Annotated in this window: 18 protein-coding genes and 5 tRNA genes; 19 read left to right on the forward strand and 4 right to left on the reverse strand. The window is 52.9% G+C overall.

Features of this window, described 5'->3' with window-relative positions; genetic code table 11:
• Positions 1–150: 150 nt before the first annotated feature.
• A complete protein-coding gene (gene rppH / locus P2G53_RS11450) occupies positions 151–636 on the forward strand; it encodes an RNA pyrophosphohydrolase (RefSeq protein ID WP_275817336.1) in 486 nt (161 codons plus the stop codon).
• Positions 637–651: 15 nt separating this feature from the next.
• On the forward strand, positions 652–2,925 hold the full coding sequence (gene ptsP, locus P2G53_RS11455) for a phosphoenolpyruvate--protein phosphotransferase (RefSeq protein ID WP_275817338.1): 2,274 nt from the start codon (positions 652–654) through the stop codon (positions 2,923–2,925).
• On the opposite strand, the gene P2G53_RS11460 is transcribed toward ptsP, so the two are convergent.
• A complete protein-coding gene (locus tag P2G53_RS11460) occupies positions 2,901–3,707 on the reverse strand; it encodes an NRDE family protein (protein ID WP_275817340.1) in 807 nt (268 codons plus the stop codon). The two genes, ptsP and P2G53_RS11460, sit on opposite strands and share 25 nt — an antisense overlap.
• A 90-nt stretch (positions 3,708–3,797) precedes the next feature.
• On the opposite strand from P2G53_RS11460, the gene P2G53_RS11465 reads away from it, so the two are divergent.
• Both P2G53_RS11465 and lgt read left to right on the forward strand, forming a co-directional pair.
• Positions 3,798–4,595, forward strand: coding sequence for a sulfite exporter TauE/SafE family protein (locus P2G53_RS11465; RefSeq protein WP_275817342.1), 798 nt, complete (start codon positions 3,798–3,800; stop codon positions 4,593–4,595).
• Positions 4,596–4,613: 18 nt separating this feature from the next.
• The gene (lgt, locus tag P2G53_RS11470) at positions 4,614–5,408 is read left to right on the forward strand and encodes a prolipoprotein diacylglyceryl transferase (protein ID WP_275817344.1); all 795 of its coding nucleotides are present in this window, start codon (positions 4,614–4,616) and stop codon (positions 5,406–5,408) included.
• A 26-nt stretch (positions 5,409–5,434) separates the two neighbouring features.
• On the opposite strand, the gene P2G53_RS11475 is transcribed toward lgt, so the two are convergent.
• From P2G53_RS11475 to P2G53_RS11485, 3 genes are all read right to left on the reverse strand, one after another.
• Positions 5,435–5,752, reverse strand: coding sequence for a cytochrome c (locus P2G53_RS11475; protein WP_275817346.1), 318 nt, complete (start codon positions 5,750–5,752; stop codon positions 5,435–5,437).
• Between the two features lie 66 nt (positions 5,753–5,818).
• Positions 5,819–7,042, reverse strand: a complete 1,224-nt coding sequence (locus P2G53_RS11480) for a sulfite oxidase (RefSeq protein WP_275817348.1) — start codon at positions 7,040–7,042, stop codon at positions 5,819–5,821.
• Between the two features lie 223 nt (positions 7,043–7,265).
• Positions 7,266–8,117 carry a thymidylate synthase gene (locus tag P2G53_RS11485; protein WP_275817350.1) on the reverse strand — a complete coding sequence of 284 codons (852 nt, stop codon included), beginning with the start codon at positions 8,115–8,117 and terminating at the stop codon, positions 7,266–7,268.
• Positions 8,118–8,235: 118 nt separating this feature from the next.
• Between P2G53_RS11485 and P2G53_RS11490 the strand changes: the two genes are divergently transcribed.
• From P2G53_RS11490 to rplJ, 15 genes are all read left to right on the forward strand, one after another.
• Positions 8,236–8,739, forward strand: a complete 504-nt coding sequence (locus P2G53_RS11490) for a dihydrofolate reductase (RefSeq protein ID WP_275817352.1) — start codon at positions 8,236–8,238, stop codon at positions 8,737–8,739.
• A gap of 9 nt (positions 8,740–8,748) precedes the next feature.
• On the forward strand, positions 8,749–9,723 hold the full coding sequence (gene birA, locus P2G53_RS11495; protein ID WP_275817354.1) for a bifunctional biotin--[acetyl-CoA-carboxylase] ligase/biotin operon repressor BirA: 975 nt from the start codon (positions 8,749–8,751) through the stop codon (positions 9,721–9,723).
• Positions 9,720–10,439 carry a type III pantothenate kinase gene (locus tag P2G53_RS11500; protein WP_275817356.1) on the forward strand — a complete coding sequence of 240 codons (720 nt, stop codon included), beginning with the start codon at positions 9,720–9,722 and terminating at the stop codon, positions 10,437–10,439. Before birA ends, P2G53_RS11500 begins: the two co-directional genes overlap by 4 nt.
• A complete protein-coding gene (locus tag P2G53_RS11505; RefSeq protein ID WP_275817358.1) occupies positions 10,436–11,128 on the forward strand; it encodes a hypothetical protein in 693 nt (230 codons plus the stop codon). Before P2G53_RS11500 ends, P2G53_RS11505 begins: the two co-directional genes overlap by 4 nt.
• Before the next feature lie 25 nt (positions 11,129–11,153).
• Positions 11,154–11,229: transfer RNA gene (locus P2G53_RS11510), tRNA-Thr, on the forward strand.
• A gap of 25 nt (positions 11,230–11,254) precedes the next feature.
• A tRNA-Tyr gene (locus tag P2G53_RS11515) sits at positions 11,255–11,338 on the forward strand.
• A 12-nt stretch (positions 11,339–11,350) separates the two neighbouring features.
• Positions 11,351–11,425, forward strand: a tRNA-Gly gene (locus P2G53_RS11520).
• Positions 11,426–11,434: 9 nt separating this feature from the next.
• A tRNA-Thr gene (locus P2G53_RS11525) sits at positions 11,435–11,509 on the forward strand.
• Positions 11,510–11,588: 79 nt separating this feature from the next.
• Complete coding sequence (gene tuf, locus P2G53_RS11530; protein ID WP_275817360.1) at positions 11,589–12,812, forward strand: elongation factor Tu; 1,224 nt, start codon at positions 11,589–11,591, stop codon at positions 12,810–12,812.
• A gap of 66 nt (positions 12,813–12,878) precedes the next feature.
• Positions 12,879–12,954 (forward strand) — tRNA-Trp (locus P2G53_RS11535).
• 60 nt (positions 12,955–13,014) lie between these two features.
• A complete protein-coding gene (gene secE, locus P2G53_RS11540; protein ID WP_275817362.1) occupies positions 13,015–13,383 on the forward strand; it encodes a preprotein translocase subunit SecE in 369 nt (122 codons plus the stop codon).
• 13 nt (positions 13,384–13,396) lie between these two features.
• Complete coding sequence (gene nusG, locus P2G53_RS11545) at positions 13,397–13,930, forward strand: transcription termination/antitermination protein NusG (protein ID WP_275817364.1); 534 nt, start codon at positions 13,397–13,399, stop codon at positions 13,928–13,930.
• Positions 13,931–14,031: 101 nt separating this feature from the next.
• Positions 14,032–14,466: a 50S ribosomal protein L11 gene (rplK, locus tag P2G53_RS11550; RefSeq protein WP_275817366.1), complete on the forward strand. Its 435-nt coding sequence runs from the start codon at positions 14,032–14,034 to the stop codon at positions 14,464–14,466.
• Positions 14,466–15,161, forward strand: a complete 696-nt coding sequence (gene rplA / locus P2G53_RS11555) for a 50S ribosomal protein L1 (protein ID WP_275817368.1) — start codon at positions 14,466–14,468, stop codon at positions 15,159–15,161. The genes rplK and rplA overlap by 1 nt, the downstream gene beginning before the upstream one ends.
• A gap of 210 nt (positions 15,162–15,371) precedes the next feature.
• Entirely contained in the window at positions 15,372–15,863 is a 492-nt protein-coding gene (gene rplJ, locus P2G53_RS11560; protein ID WP_275817370.1) for a 50S ribosomal protein L10, read from the forward strand.
• The last annotated feature ends 26 nt before the right edge of the window (positions 15,864–15,889 follow it).

The raw sequence follows: 15,889 nt of genomic DNA on the forward strand, positions 1-15,889 counted from the left end.
ATCGCGGCAAGCATAGGGTGCTTGTCCGGTGATTGCAATCGACCTGAAGGCCGCGGGTTTTCAGGTCGCAATAAGACTGTAAAGTTAATTTGCTGAAAAATAATGAAATGTGGAACAATAGGTTTTAAAACAGGTGTTAGGAAATCAAAGGTGATTGATTCAGACGGGTTCAGACCGAATGTCGGTATCATTCTGGCAAACTCACTGGGTCAGGTACTTTGGGCAAGACGGATAGGACAAGACGCGTGGCAGTTCCCGCAAGGCGGGATTAATGAGCATGAAACGCCGGAAGAGGCGATGTTCAGAGAGCTGCGCGAGGAGGTAGGGCTGTCTCCAGAGGATGTGGAAATTGTAGCCGTAACCCGCGGTTGGTTACGTTATCGCCTGCCCAAACGCATGATCCGGCGTCATACACAGCCCGTGTGTGTCGGCCAGAAACAAAAATGGTATCTGCTGCGTATGCTAAGCGCAGACAGTGCGGTGTCTATCAACAACAGTGAGTCGCCGGAGTTTGATGGCTGGCGATGGGTAAGTTACTGGTATCCCCTTGGACAGGTGGTCTCATTCAAGCGGGAGGTCTATCGTAAAGCTATGAAGGAGCTTTCTCCTAAACTGACACGCTTTTATAACCTCTAAATCAGGGCGAAACGGATGCTGGAAGTGCTGAGAAAGATCGTGCAGGAGGTAAGTCTTGCTCCCGATCTGAAATCAGTAGTCGACATGCTGGTGCAAAGCATACGGCAGGCTATGCAAACTCAGGTTTGCTCGGTCTACCTGTTTGATGCTGAGGACCACAGCTACGTGTTGATGGCATCCGAGGGCCTGAATAAGGAAGCGATTGGCAGTGTCCGTCTCTCGGCGGGCGAGGGTCTGGTTGGTTTGGTGGTGCAACGCGCTGAACCGATCAACCTGGAAAAAGCCGATGAACACCCCGCCTTTAAATACCTTGAATCCACTGGTGAAGAACGTTTCAGCTCCTTTTTAGGTGTGCCGATCATTCACCACCGTGATGTACTCGGTGTGCTTGTTGTGCAACAGAAGGAACAGCGTCGCTTCGATGAGAGCGAAGAAGCGTTTCTGGTCACCCTGTCGGCTCAGTTAGCAGGCGCGATTGCCCATGCCGAGGCGACCGGTTCCCTGGGTTCTATTGGCGGGCCGGAAAAACCCCAGATCGAACTGCATTTCGAAGGTGTAGCGGGTTCATCCGGAGTCGCGATAGGTCAGGGGGTAGTGATTGCGCCCCCGGCGGATCTGAACTCTGTGCCGGATAAACCTGCCGGCGATATTGATCGTGAAATCGAAAGTTTTTATGCCGCCCTGGAGCAGGTCCGTAATGATGTGCGGGAAGTCAGCCTAAGTCTGGCGAAGCGCTTGCGCTCTCAGGAGCAGGCGTTGTTTGATGTTTATCTGCGCATGCTGGAAGACAACGCGCTGGCGGGCGAGGTGGTTGAGCGGATTCGCAAGGGGCTCTGGGCGCAGGGTGCCTTGCGTGAAGTGGTTCTTGAGCATGTCCGAAAATTTTCCATGATGGATGATGCGTACCTGCGTGAGCGTGCCACGGATATACGTGATCTGGGCCGCCGGGTACTCGCTTATCTGCAGGAAGCCAATACCCGTCCCACGGAGTTCACGGATACGACCATTCTGGTGGCGGACGAACTGACGCCAGCCATGCTGGGGGAAGTGCCCAGCGATAAACTGGTGGGCCTGGTGTCTGTGCATGGCTCCAGTAACTCCCATGCCGCCATTCTGGCGCGCTCCCTGGGTATCCCCACCATTATGGGTGTGGTTGATCTGCCCTATACCAAAATGGACGGTCGTGAACTGGTGCTGGATGGTTATTCCGGTCGTGTTTATGTTCAGCCGGGGCCGGAACTGCGCAAAGCCTATGAAGATATTCTGCGGGATGAGCGGGAACAGGCCGCCGAGCTGCAAACCCTGAAAAATCTGCCTGCAAAAACCCTCGATGGCCATCACGTACCGCTCTGGGTGAACACGGGTTTGCTGGCCGATCTCAGCCGTTCTCTGGAACGTGGTGCCGAGGGGATTGGTTTGTACCGAACTGAAATCCCGTTTATGACCCGTGAGTTCTTCCCCAGTGAGCAGGAGCAACGGCAGACCTATCACAGCCAGTTAAAAGCGTTCAGTCCCCGGCCGGTCACCATGCGTACGCTGGATATTGGTGGTGACAAGGCGCTGTCCTATTTCCCAATTGAGGAAGATAACCCGTTCCTCGGCTGGCGCGGTATCCGTGTAACGCTGGATCATCCCGAAATCTTTATGGTCCAGGTCAGGGCGATGCTGCGGGCTAATGAAGGTCTGGATAACCTGCGTATCATGCTGCCGATGGTGACCAGTATGCATGAGATTCAGGAAGCCAGTCGTCAAATTGGCCGCGCGGTGCTGGAGCTGCAGGAAGAGGGCTGCAATATCGAACGGCCGGAAGTTGGGGTGATGGTTGAAGTCCCGGCGGCCGTGTATCAGGTGCGCCAGATTGCCCGGCTGGTGGACTTTATCTCAGTCGGTTCCAATGACCTGGCGCAGTATCTGCTGGCGGTGGATCGAAACAATCCAAGGGTTTCTGATCTGTACAATGGTTATCACCCCGCCGTGCTTCAGGCACTGCGATTTGTGGTGCGCGAAGCGCATAAAGAGGGTGTTCCGGTTTCGATCTGTGGCGAGCTGGCTGGCGAGCCGGGTGGCGCGTTACTGTTGATGGCGATGGGATACGATAGCCTGTCGATGAACGCCACCAATCTGCCCAAGGTAAAGGCCGCAATTCGTAAGATCAATCTGACCGATGCCCAGGCGTTGCTCAAAGAAGTCATGTCGATGGATGATGCCGAAGTGATTCAGCAGTTGATTGCGCGGCGTATGGCTGAGCTGGGTGTCTCTCAGCGTTACCTGCCCTTTATTCCCGGTTGATCACTCTGTTCCTCAGTCCCAAACACCGGTAAAACCATCGATACCTGAACCGGCTGGTCCCCATCCTTTTCCGGATATGAAAATTCATACAGCGAGGTTTCACCTGTTTTTGCCTGCAACAGTACTGATGTGGCCCGTGTGCCATAGGTTTCCGATGCTATAAATGCCGAAGAGAGCAGTTGTTCAAGCGCTGCTCCGACCCCGGTATCGGGTAGAGCCTCAGGAGGTGGTTGGGTTGTATCCAGCATCGGCCTGCGCAGTGCTTCAATGGAGACTGCCTGTTCAAGTTGTGCGGTCAGGGCCTGCCGCGCTCTGGTGAGCTTAGGCCAGGGGGTATCCAGCAGGGCGTTGCTCAGCCCGTAGATGCCCGGGGTAAGTTTTCGGATGCCCGGTGTCCTGTTGGAGTAATAAAACAGTCCGCTGGCATCACCCAGGATCAGGTTAAAACCGGGATATAGAGCTGCGGTTCTATTCAACTCCGTTAAATAGGTGCGGGCATCCGCTGTGCCGGTCAGAAAGGCATGGGTCAAAGTCCCTCTCGAATACCCTTCTACAGAGGCGGTTTTTCCTTCACGGTAATTGGTGATCGCGGCAAAGCGGCCTTGTTGATGGATGCCAAGCCAGGTGCCGCCAGCCAATAGATCGCGCCCGGCATAGAGGCCCGGATAGTCAGACCAGGGTGCCAGGGCCTGAGTGGGCCTGTCATAAAACTCGTCCCGGTTGGCCAGTACAATCAACGGGAAATCAGGGTGAGCGCGGTAGGCAAAGACGATCAGACACATGATGGAAGTAAAAACGCTGTATTTTCGCTAAGATAGCACGCTCATACGGGTCCGATTAAATTTTTCGATGTCACTGATACAGGCTTTTTAATGTTACTGACGCTTATTACTTACCTTGTGTTGGGTGCTCTGGCAGGCACGGTTGCAGGCCTGTTCGGCATTGGTGGCGGTTTGCTGATCGTGCCGGTACTGATCTTTAGTTTTCAGGCGCAGGGTATGTCTGCAGAGGTGCTGACGCATGCTGCTGTGGCGACCTCCCTCGCCACTATCGTGATTACCTCGATCAGTTCGACACTGGCTCACAACAAAAAACGGGCGGTGCGCTGGGATATTTTCTGGCCCTTAGCATTTGGCATCCTGTTTGGCGCTGTGCTGGGTGTGAATACGGCTGTTCAGTTGCCCGGTGCATGGCTGCAGATTGCGCTGGGTTGTTTTGCGTTGGTGGTCGCGGTGCAGATGGCCTTGAACCTGAAGCCTGATGCAGGTGAAACCGCAGTCTCCAAACCCGGTCTGTCGGGTGCTGGTGTGGTGATTGGCTGGGCCTCGAGTATTTTTGGCATCGGTGGTGGTACCCTGACAGTGCCTTATCTGTCCTGGAAGCGGGTCGTAATGCAGCAGGCGGTAGCGACCTCCGCGGCTTGTGGTTTGCCGATTGCAATCACGGCAGCATTAACCAATATCTGGGTGGGATGGCATGCACCTGAGATGCCCGAGTGGAGCGCGGGTTATATTTACCTGCCTGCATTTGTGGGCATTGTTCTGACCAGTTCTGTATTTGCCAAAGTGGGCGCGAAACTGGCCCATAGCCTGCCACCTGTATTACTGAAACGGATATTTGCCCTGTTTCTGGTAGTCGTGGGCCTGCGTTTTTTACTCACCAATCTGTGATGACAAGGGAGAACAGCTGTGTGGGTGCATAATATTGATCCGGTGGCCGTGAATCTGGGGCCACTTCAGATCCATTGGTATGGCCTTATGTATTTGCTGGGTTTTGCTTCAGCCTGGTGGCTGGGCGTACAGCGTGCACGCCGTACCGATTCAGGCTGGACCGAAGAGCAGGTTTCGGATCTTATTTTCTGGGGCGCCATCGGGGTGATTCTCGGCGGACGTCTGGGTTATGTGCTGTTCTACAATTTTGGTCAGTTCCTGCAGGACCCGCTCTGGTTATTTGCGATCTGGGAAGGTGGCATGTCATTCCACGGCGGTCTGATCGGTGTCATCGTGGTGATGTATCTGTTTGCCCGTAAGCAGGGTAAGACCTGGATGCAGGTGACAGACTTTCTTGCACCGCTGGTGCCAATTGGTCTGGGTGCAGGGCGCATAGGTAATTTTATCGGGGGTGAGCTCTGGGGGCGAACAACAGATCTGCCCTGGGCAATTGTGTTCCCCCGCAGTGGCGATGGTATCCCCCGGCATCCATCGCAGCTGTATGAGTTTGCGCTGGAAGGGGTGCTTCTGTTCCTGATCCTCTGGTGGTTCTCAAACAAACCTCGTCCAACCCGGGCAGTCTCCGGTTTGTTTCTGTTGCTCTATGGAATGTTCCGGATTCTGGTTGAGTTTTTCCGTGAGCCGGATATTCAGCTTGGTTTTGTGGCGCTGGATTGGGTGACGCAGGGGCAACTGCTGTCGTTGCCTATGGTGGTGCTGGGCTGTGTTCTGTTGTGGCTTGCTTACCGCCCAATGACCCGGTTGGAGAAGTAACGCCGACCGGCTAAGTCACCCAGAATTTATTCGAGTCGGCTGGCGGTAGAGACATAGTGGGCGATGGCTTTGATCTCCTGAGCAGAGAGGGTTTCATCAAAGGCGGGCATCACCCCGCTACCGCCTGTGACCACATTGATCACCTGCTCTAAGCTGGGTTTCAATTCATTCAGGTTGGGTCCTACCTCACCACTGGCACCCGCTTCCTTTAGCGTATGGCAGATCGTGCACGAGGGTACCGCGCCTTCAGTAAAAAGCGCTCGGCCGGTTTCATACAGCGGGTCTGCGTTTATAACGCTGCTCAGCATTATGCTTGCCGCTGTCAGTATGCGAATGTATGGCATGTCTCCACCTATCTAGCGCTTTCAGAGAGGGGCACCCCAAGGGTGCCCTGATTCGTTCTGTCAGGTTCAGGTGACCTGCAGTGAAATGCCGTGATCCGACCAGCTGTTGTTGCCATAGCCGCGTTCATTATCCGTGCGGTTTTCAGGCTGGGTTGCGCCGTTGATATCGGTGGCGCGGCTGACAATCTGATAGGTGCCGGGTTTGAGGTCAGCTGTAAAGACAAACGGTCGCCAGGCATAGGGACCCATGTCGGCGCCGAGGAACCGACCTGGCTGCCAGTTCTTACCGCCATCAAAAGATAGCTCTATCGATTTAAGCGGCACGGTGCCGCCAAATGCCACGCCGTAAATCATATTGACGCCAGCTTTGCTGCTGTTTATTGGTGTGGTGATCCAGGATTTTACCGGCATCTCCCACATGGAGGGCTGATCGGGCGCGCCTTTCTGCCCGACTGCGCGGAGTCGATAACCAGAGGCCTGAATTTTGGCGCTGGTTTGTTGTTCTGTGAAGGCTATCTGTTTGACGTATTTGACATTATTTACCCCAAAATAGCCGGGAATCACGATACGCAGGGGGCCGCCATGTGCCAGCGGCAGGGATTCATCATTCATCTCCCAGGCGAGAATGGCATGGTCCAGCGCGCGCAGCGGGACTGAGCGTTCCACTACCACCGTCTTCGGATCAATGCCATCAGGCAGGGTTTCACCACCGGTGCTGGTGATATATTGCATGCCTTCGGTGTAACCTCCCAGTTTCTCAACAACATCACGCAGAGGGACACCGGTCCAGGCGACACAGCCAGCAGCGCCGGTTCCCCATTGGGTTCCACCTGGTCCGTGTTTGAAGAATGCACGGCCATTACCGGAACACTGCAGCACTGCAACCACGGTTTCAACCCCGATCGTTTTCAGCTCTGCAACGGAGAGCGTGGTCGGATTTTTAACTCCCGCAATGCTGACCTGCCAGGCATCGGGATTGTCCATCACAGCTGCATCGGGTTGCGGCAGGTTGTTTCGGACGTAAAGTCTGTCACTAGAAGTAATACCGCCGCTTCCGATGGCGTCCCGTTTGGTTTCAATGGTTTTCTTACTGTGCACAATGACGGCATCGGCTTCTTTCCATGCGGCATAGTCGGGAAGTGCCAATTTATCTTCAGCGCGAATCACCGGGGAGAAGGGGGCTAAACTCAGGGCCGCAAATGCCCCTGCGCTGCCCAGTAACACTTTACGCCGTTGCGGGTTGCCCAGACCGTCATCTGAGAGAGTGCTGTTTATGCTGGTGGTTTTCATTATTTTTATCCTCACGCTTTACGCAGCTCTATACAGGTCTTATTAGCTGTATTGAATATAAGTTTAGAAGCTGCGGCACTTCAGGCAAGCGAAGGATAAAATGTGTGCATGATATTTTTTCCAGCAAATGACAGATGCACTGGAAATGATTTTAAGAAAGCGGGACGGAGCAATGTGCTATTGCCCCAAAACAAGCAGCGGGGTGCGTGTTGGACTGTGCTTGTTATACCGAGAACGGGTACTGAATAGGGTCGTGATGCTGATAACCTTCAACGACAAAATCATCCACGGTGACCCAGGTTTCCAGATCTTCCAGCGTTTTGATATCTGGGTTGATCTTGAGCACGGGTAGATCAAGCGGCTCACGTTTTAACTGCACGTCCCGCATCAGGTCAATCTGGTCTTCATAAATGTGGGCGTTGACGATCTTGTGGTAAGCCTTGCCGGCTTTGTGGCCGGTAATCTGCGCCATGATGGCCAGCAGAAAGTAGACCTGAATCATATTAAAGGTGAGTCCAAGCGGAACATCGCAGCTGCGCTGAGTGCTGTTCAGGTAGAGGGTGTCACCAAGCAGAGAAAAATGATGGCTGTACATGCAGGGACGCAGGCATCCCATATGGAACGCACCCGGGTGGTAGAAGGTATAGATTTCACCCCGGTCATCGATGCCGTTACTCAGGTCATCGACAATCTTGCGGAGCAGGTCGATGCTGCCGCCATCGGGTTTGGGAAAGTTACGCCCGACTTTGCCATAGATGAAGCCGCAGTCATCGGTACCTTTGCGGTAGGGGTTAGCCAGCCAGTCAGCATTGTCATTGGCATTGGCATCCCATGTTTTGGTACCGATTTTGCGGAAATCAGCCGCATTATCATACCCACGCAGGTAACCCAGCATTTCTGCGATGGCTGATTTGTAGAAGGTTTTGCGGGTAGTGACCATGGGAAACTGGCCAGCGGCCACATCATAGGTCAGATCGGCGTTAATAACGGTCAGGCAGCGCTTACCGGTGCGCTTGTTTTCAACCCAGACACCTTCATCAATTATTCGCTGGCATAGATCAAGGTACTGTCTCATTGGTTTGTTACTAACACCTGTGGTTAAATTTGCGTTTACCTCGCCATGTTACCAAAGCTCTTTGATTTGACAAAGGTTGTAGCAGCGCGAAGCAGTGTCTGATCAGTTAGGAGTAGGTATGAAGCTGGCGATCATCGTCGCTCAGGCAAAAAATCGGGTCATTGGTATCAATAATACGTTGCCCTGGCATCTGCCGGAAGACCTGCGCTATTTCAAGCAGGTTACCATGGCCAAGCCGATCATTATGGGTCGCAAAACCTTTGAATCGATTGGCCGTCCGTTACCTGGACGTGAAAATATCGTGATCAGTCGTCAGGCTGACTATGCGCCTGCGGGTGTCAGAGTGGTGCCTTCCCTTGAAGAAGCCCGGGAGCTGGCCGAAAACCTATGTTTAATAAACGGTCTGGAAGAAGCCATGGTGATCGGTGGAGCGCAAATCTATGCACAGGCTTTGCCTTTGGCAGACCGGTTGTATATAACCGAAGTTGATGCGGTTATAGAGGGCGATGCCTGGTTTCCTGCATTCGACCCTGCAGATTGGCAGGAAGTGGGCCGCAAAGATTTTGCGCCCTCTGGGGATAATCCCTTTGCCTATAGTTTCGTAGTGTATGAAAAGGAGTAGGTGGCACGTATGACAATCCGTGCACTGCTGTCTGTGTTGGCAGACGGCAAATTTCACTCCGGGCAGGAGCTGGGGCAACATCTGGGCATCAGTCGCAGTGCGATCTGGAAGCATATGCGGCGCCTTGAAGAGGAAGGCCTTGAGATATACAGCGTCAAAGGGCGGGGCTACCGTATTCCCGGCGGGCTGGACCTGCTTAATCTTGATCTGCTCAATAAAAGCCTGTCTCCGGCGTTGCGGCAGAAACTCGGTGATATCGATCTGCAACTGAATGCCGCCTCGACCAATGCCTCGGCCATGCAGGACTGCCTCAGGGGCAACTGTCATGGCAATCTCTATCTGGCTGAACAGCAAAGCGCCGGTCGTGGCCGTCGGGGTCGGACCTGGGTCAGTCCCTTTGGTCGTAATCTTTATTTCTCTCTGGTATGGCGTTTTGAACAGGGCGTCGGTGCGCTTGAGGGCCTGAGTCTGGTTGTTGGGCTCGCGCTGGTGCAGGCGCTGGAAGAGATGGGTCTGGCGGGTGCGCAGTTGAAGTGGCCAAATGATCTGCTGGTCAATGGTCGTAAGCTGGCGGGCATTCTGCTGGAGATCAATGGCGAGACTTCAGGTGCCTGTCAGGTCGTCATTGGTGTCGGTATCAATGTAGCCATGCCTTATCAGCAGGGTGAACAGATTGATCAGCCCTGGACTGATCTGACAACCGAGATGCGCACTGAATCACTGTCCAGAAATGGAGTGCTTGCTGCCTGCCTGAATCAGCTGGTGCCCTTGCTGATCCAGTTCAGTGAAGGTGGTTTTGTGGAGTTTGCCCAGCACTGGCAAGAATATAATGCACATCAGGGTAAGTCGATTACTCTGCAGGTGGGTGATAATGAGATCAGTGGTGTATGCCAGGGTGTCGATGCATCCGGCGCATTGCTGCTTGATACCGGGCAGGGTGTGCAGACCTACCATGGCGGTGAGATCAGTATTCAGCGCGTATGATTCTTGAAATTGACGCCGGTAACAGCTTCGTCAAATGGCGCATTACTCAGGCGGGTGGTGCCGTTGTTGCTGCCGGTCGAAGTGTTTTCAGTGATCTTGAATCCCAACTGCCAGCCGCATGGCCGACTAAGTTAAGTGAGGTGCGTGTCGCATCCGTAGCTGGTGAGGTTAATAACCAGCAGCTACTAAACTGGCTACAGCCGCTTTCAGAACATCCTGTCTACTTTGCGCGTACAGCCGCCTGTTGCGCGGGGGTCGCTAACAGCTATGAGGATCCATCCCGGATGGGTGTGGACCGCTGGCTGGCGATGCTGGCTGCCTATAATGAGGCGCATTGCGCTTGCTGCGTTGTTGATTGTGGCAGCGCCATCACTGTCGATTACCTCACTGCCCAGGGGCAGCATATCGGCGGATATATCCTGCCGGGCTTGCGCCTGATGACAGAAAGCCTGCTCAAGGATACCGCCCGGGTGCGATTTGCCACTGAACAGATGCAGGGACATAACACCTCTCCGGGTACTGATACAGCCAGTGCTGTGGGGCATGGTGTGAACTATCTGTTCACTGCTCTGCAGGAAAAAATTATCAACGAACTGGCGCCGGATATGCGGTTGTTTATCACCGGTGGTGATGGGGCGCTGTTTCATACTCTGGCGGGGTGTGGTGAATGGCGTGAACATCTTGTGCTGGATGGCTTGCGCTGGAGTCAGTCATGATATTGCTGCGCTGGGGGTTGTTGTTCCTGGTGCTGGCCAATACGTTGTTGTTTTTCTGGTTCTCAATGCAAACGGGCCAGGGTGACCGAACACAGAATGAAGATGCTGAGCTGCAACGCCTGCGGCTATTGAATGAGTTCAACGCGGGAGAGCTGCGCCTGAAACAGGAAGCTCTTCTGCCATCCGCTGCGGGTGGTGAAGTGGCTGATACGTGTTATGAAGTCAGTGGTTATTCTGATGAACCTGCAGCGACCGGGTTACAGCAATGGTTGCATGCACGGCAGATAACGGCGTATATCGAATCGGAACGGGTAGTGTTGCCTGAACAATACAGGCTTACCCTGCCTGTCGTTATCTCTACCTCTGAACGCCTGAGATTGCTCGATCAGTTGCGCAGACACGGCCTGGAAGGGCAGCTGGCTGATATGTCAGAAATGCGCCAGACGCTGGCGGTGTATCAAAATCAACGGCGGGCCAACCAGGCGCAATCACTGCTTTCGTTGCTCGAAGTGTCGTCGGAAGTGAACCCTGTCAGTCCTTTTGAAACCCGCTCCAGAGTGCTGTTTGATGCCGCTATTGATGAAATTTTATTCAATAAAATCAAAGAAATAGTTGCAAACAGCCCATCTGAGTTAAAAATTACAAAAAAAACGTGCACAGGGGTTGAAAGCCTCAAACGTACTGAGTAATATACGCGCCACTTCGTTGTTGTGAGCCGGTATAGCTCAGTTGGTAGAGCAACTGACTTGTAATCAGTAGGTCCCGAGTTCGACTCTTGGTGCCGGCACCATTTCAACAGCGAGGCATCGATAGATGGTGAGGTTCCCGAGTGGCCAAAGGGATCAGACTGTAAATCTGACGCGCGAGCTTCGGTGGTTCGAATCCACCCCTCACCACCATTCGACAGCAAGGCGGGTATGGTATAGTGGCTATTACCTCAGCCTTCCAAGCTGAAGAGGCGGGTTCGATTCCCGCTACCCGCTCCAGCACGTTATGCTCAAGTAGCTCAGGGGTAGAGCACACCCTTGGTAAGGGTGAGGTCGGCGGTTCAATTCCGCTCTTGAGCTCCATATTTTAAGGGTAGATATAGAAATATATCTGCCCTTTGTTATATTTGGCGCTTCGTAACTCAAACGTAGAGAATTGATCATGGCTAAAGCACAATTTGAACGTTCCAAACCGCACGTAAACGTAGGCACCATCGGCCACGTTGACCACGGTAAAACTACTCTGACAGCTGCACTGACTCGCGTTTGTGCTGAGACTTGGGGTGGCAGTGCCGTTGCATTTGATGGTATCGACAACGCTCCAGAAGAGCGTGAGCGTGGTATCACCATCGCAACTTCTCACGTTGAGTACGATTCACCAGCACGTCACTATGCGCACGTTGACTGCCCAGGACACGCTGACTATGTGAAAAACATGATCACCGGTGCTGCACAGATGGACGGTGCGATTCTGGTATGTGGCGCGACTGACGGCCCAATGCCTCAGACCCGTGAGCACATCCTGCTGTCTCGTCAGGTAGGTGTACCTTACATCGTTGTATTCCTGAACAAGGCAGACCTGCTGGCTGACGACTGCGGCGGCGCAGACTCTGAAGAATACCAGGAGATGCTGGAACTGGTTGAAATGGAACTGCGTGAGCTGCTGGACACTTACGACTTCCCAGGTGATGACACTCCAATCATCCCAGGTTCTGCGCTGATGGCGCTGAACGGCGAAGACGAAAACGGTCTGGGTACTTCTGCAGTTAAGAAACTGGTTGAAACGCTGGACTCTTACATCCCAGAACCAGAGCGTGCAATCGACGGTGCATTCATCATGCCTATCGAAGACGTATTCTCTATCCAGGGTCGTGGTACTGTAGTAACTGGCCGTGTTGAGCGCGGTATCGTTAAAGTAGGCGACGAGATCGAAATCGTTGGTATCCGTCCAACTACTAAAACTACCTGTACTGGTGTTGAGATGTTCCGTAAGCTGCTGGACGAAGGTCGTGCAGGTGAGAACATTGGTGCGCTGCTGCGTGGTACCAAGCGTGATGACGTTGAGCGTGGTCAGGTACTGTGTAAGCCTGGTTCAATCAAGCCTCACACCCGTTTCGAAGGCGAAGTATACGTACTGAGCAAAGAAGAAGGTGGTCGTCACACTCCATTCTTCAAAGGCTACCGTCCACAGTTCTACTTCCGTACCACTGACATCACTGGTGCATGTGAACTGCCGGAAGGCGTTGAAATGGTAATGCCTGGCGATAACATCCAGATGGACGTTACGCTGATCAACCCAGTAGCAATGGAAGAAGGTCTGCGCTTCGCGATTCGTGAAGGTGGCCGTACCGTTGGCGCGGGTGTTGTATCCAAAATTGTTGAATAAAATTCGATAATTAGGTGTTGCTATCCCCTAGGGACGTCCATATAATGTGCGTCCCTATTAGGCAGTAGGCCAGTGGCTCAATTGGCAGAGCAGCGGTCTCCAAAACCGCAGGTTGGGGGTTCGAGTCCCTCCTGGCCTGCCAATTCATTCGGAATTGGCATCCAAAAAAGCCCAAGCTTATTGTTATCCAGAGGCCCAAGGCGTGAACGCGAAAGTGACTTCCGAAGGATCAAAATTTGATGCCCTGAAATGGGTAGTTGTTATCGCGCTCTTGGCAGCAGGTGTGGTGGGTAACTCGATGTACGCAGAGCATTCGCTGCTGTACCGGGTTGTTGCTTTGCTGGTGCTGGCGCTGGTGGCAGGGTTTGTGGCGTTGCAGACTGAAAAAGGCCGTGCTTTTTTCAAGCTGTTTAAAGAAGCTAAGTCAGAGATCCGTAAGGTTGTCTGGCCAACACGTCAGGAAACAGCTCAGACAACTGCGATGGTGGTTGTGGTGGTGCTTATTGTTGGCCTGATGTTGTGGGGTTTGGATTCCCTGCTCGGTTGGGTGGTTTCCGGGGTAATCGGTTAAAGGTATAGGTAGCATGGCTAAGCGTTGGTATGTAGTACATGCGTACTCCGGGTACGAAAAGCGCGTAATGAATACGCTGAAAGAGCGTATCAATCTGCATCAGATGCAGGATCTCTTTGGTGATGTGCTGGTGCCCACCGAAGAGGTGGTAGAGATTCGTGACGGCAAAAAACGCAAGTCCGAACGCAAGTTCTACCCGGGTTACGTGCTGGTAAACATGGATATGAATGATGAAACCTGGCACTTGGTGAAAGATACGCCGCACGTGCTGGGCTTCATTGGTGGTACCGCAGGCAAGCCTGCGCCAATCACTGAAGCTGAAGCAAACGAGATTCTTAACCGTGTAGAAAGCGGAGTTGATAAGCCGCGGCCTAAGACTGTATTTGAGCCGGGTGAGATGGTGCGTGTCACTGACGGTCCGTTTGCTGACTTCAACGGTGTGGTTGAAGAGATTAATTACGAGAAGAACAAGCTGCAGGTTGCGGTATTGATCTTCGGTCGCTCAACTCCGGTTGAGCTGGATTTCAGTCAGGTCGAAAAGGCCTGATAAAACGAATTCCGGAATAACCTCAGCGGCTGCTGGGGTTTTTCTGTCTTGTAAAAACGGGGAGCCTTCGGGCGTTATACCCACTAGGAGTACATTGAAAAATGGCTAAGAAAATTCAGGCGTACATCAAGCTGCAGGTTGCAGCTGGTGCAGCTAACCCTTCTCCGCCGGTTGGTCCTGCATTGGGTCAGCATGGTGTGAACATCATGGAATTCTGTAAGGCGTTCAACGCTGCTACACAGGGTCTGGAGCCAGGTCTGCCTACTCCGGTTGTGATTACAGTTTATTCTGATCGCAGCTTCACTTTTATTACTAAAACTCCTCCAGCGTCTGTATTGCTGAAAAAAGCAATGGGTCTGAAGAGTGGTTCCAGCCGTCCTAACACTGAGAAAGTGGGTACTGTTACCCGTGCTCAGCTGGAAGAGATTGCGACCGTTAAAATGCCTGACCTGACTGCTGCAGATATGGATGCGGCTGTGCGTACCATCGGTGGTACTGCGCGTAGCATGGGTCTGAGAGTAGAGGGTGAAGAGTAATGGCTAAGCTGACTAAGCGCCAGAAGGCGATCAACGAAAAGATCCAGCGCGGTAAAGCTTACGGTATCGAAGAAGCTGTAACTCTGCTGTCTGAACTGTCTGCTGTTAAGTTCAAAGAAACCGTTGATGTTTCTGTGAACCTGGGCGTTGATCCACGTAAATCTGATCAGGTTGTACGTGGTTCTACTGTACTGCCAAACGGTACTGGTAATGACGTGCGTGTTGCTGTGTTTGCTCAGGGTGAAAACGCTGAGAAAGCAAAAGCTGCAGGTGCAGACGTTGTCGGTTTTGAAGATCTGGCTGAACAGATGAAAGGCGGCGATCTGAACTTTGGTGTTGTTATTGCAACTCCAGATGCGATGCGCGTTGTAGGTCAGCTGGGTCAGGTTCTGGGTCCTCGTGGTCTGATGCCAAACCCTAAAGTTGGCACCGTGACTCCAGACGTTGAAACCGCTGTTAAGAATGCTAAAGCCGGTCAGGTGCGTTTCCGTACTGACAAGAACGGCATCATCCACGCGGGTGTTGGTAAAGTTGACTTTGAAGCAGCTGCTATCAAGCAGAACATCGAAGCACTGATCTCCGACCTGAAGAAGCTGAAACCAGCTTCTGCTAAAGGCGTGTATGTGAAAAAAGTTACCCTGTCGACCACTATGGGTCCAGGTCTGCTGGTTGATCAGTCCTCTCTGGACGCTTAATCAGTAATAAAGGTTTTTTGAGGGTCTTCTGAACCTGTTTTTCAGAGACGAAGGCCGTCAAAGACCGCAGGTGAGGGTCGCTTGCGGCCCTCTTAATGGGTAACCAGCCTGCGCAGACGGTGTGATGCTGTATTTGAATCAGACCACCGTACTCGTAGCCCCTCTGGGGCGGTTGGTAACAAGTCGAAAGACGAACTCCAGGAGTAAATTGTGGCATTAGGACTTGAAGATAAAAAAGCGATCGTCGCTGAAGTCCACGAAGCTGCTAAAGGTGCTCTGTCTGCTGTTGTTGCGGATTCCCGCGGCGTTGAAGTAGGCGATATGACTGCCCTGCGTAAGCAGGCGCGCGAAGCAGGGGTATGGCTGAAAGTCGTACGTAACACCCTGGCGCGTCGTGCAGTTGAAGGTACTGACTACGCATGCTTGCAGGATGCTTTCAAAGGTCCGTCTATCATTGCTTTCTCCACTGAGCACCCAGGTGCCGGTGCGCGTATCCTGAAGGATTTCGCGAAAGGTAATGACAAGTTCGAACTGAAAGCAGCAGCTTTTGATGGTGAACTGGTTGATGTTGCTGTGCTGGCAAGCTTGCCAACATACGACGAAGCCATTGCCAAGTTGATGGCGTGCATGAAAGAAGCTGCCGCCGGCAAACTGGTACGTACCATTGCTGCGATTCGCGATCAAAAAGAGCAGGCAGCCTAAGCGCTTTAGCCTTGTTTTTTGAAACT

This window comes from Neptuniibacter sp. CAU 1671, assembly GCF_029222905.1.
In the GTDB taxonomy this organism is placed as follows: Bacteria; Pseudomonadota; Gammaproteobacteria; order Pseudomonadales; family Balneatricaceae; genus Neptuniibacter.

Bases quoted from the DNA above. Each gene is read 5' to 3' on its own strand.
- ptsP (WP_275817338.1), top strand. From the start codon at position 652: ATGCTGGAAGTGCTGAGAAAGATCGTGCAGGAGGTAAGTCTTGCTCCC.
- P2G53_RS11460 (WP_275817340.1), bottom strand. From the start codon at position 3,707: ATGTGTCTGATCGTCTTTGCCTACCGCGCTCACCCTGATTTCCCGTTG.
- P2G53_RS11465 (WP_275817342.1), top strand. From the start codon at position 3,798: ATGTTACTGACGCTTATTACTTACCTTGTGTTGGGTGCTCTGGCAGGC.
- P2G53_RS11475 (WP_275817346.1), bottom strand. From the start codon at position 5,752: ATGCCATACATTCGCATACTGACAGCGGCAAGCATAATGCTGAGCAGC.
- P2G53_RS11480 (WP_275817348.1), bottom strand. From the start codon at position 7,042: ATGAAAACCACCAGCATAAACAGCACTCTCTCAGATGACGGTCTGGGC.
- P2G53_RS11485 (WP_275817350.1), bottom strand. From the start codon at position 8,117: ATGAGACAGTACCTTGATCTATGCCAGCGAATAATTGATGAAGGTGTC.
- P2G53_RS11490 (WP_275817352.1), top strand. From the start codon at position 8,236: ATGAAGCTGGCGATCATCGTCGCTCAGGCAAAAAATCGGGTCATTGGT.
- birA (WP_275817354.1), top strand. From the start codon at position 8,749: ATGACAATCCGTGCACTGCTGTCTGTGTTGGCAGACGGCAAATTTCAC.
- P2G53_RS11500 (WP_275817356.1), top strand. From the start codon at position 9,720: ATGATTCTTGAAATTGACGCCGGTAACAGCTTCGTCAAATGGCGCATT.
- P2G53_RS11505 (WP_275817358.1), top strand. From the start codon at position 10,436: ATGATATTGCTGCGCTGGGGGTTGTTGTTCCTGGTGCTGGCCAATACG.
- tuf (WP_275817360.1), top strand. From the start codon at position 11,589: ATGGCTAAAGCACAATTTGAACGTTCCAAACCGCACGTAAACGTAGGC.
- nusG (WP_275817364.1), top strand. From the start codon at position 13,397: ATGGCTAAGCGTTGGTATGTAGTACATGCGTACTCCGGGTACGAAAAG.
- rplK (WP_275817366.1), top strand. From the start codon at position 14,032: ATGGCTAAGAAAATTCAGGCGTACATCAAGCTGCAGGTTGCAGCTGGT.
- rplA (WP_275817368.1), top strand. From the start codon at position 14,466: ATGGCTAAGCTGACTAAGCGCCAGAAGGCGATCAACGAAAAGATCCAG.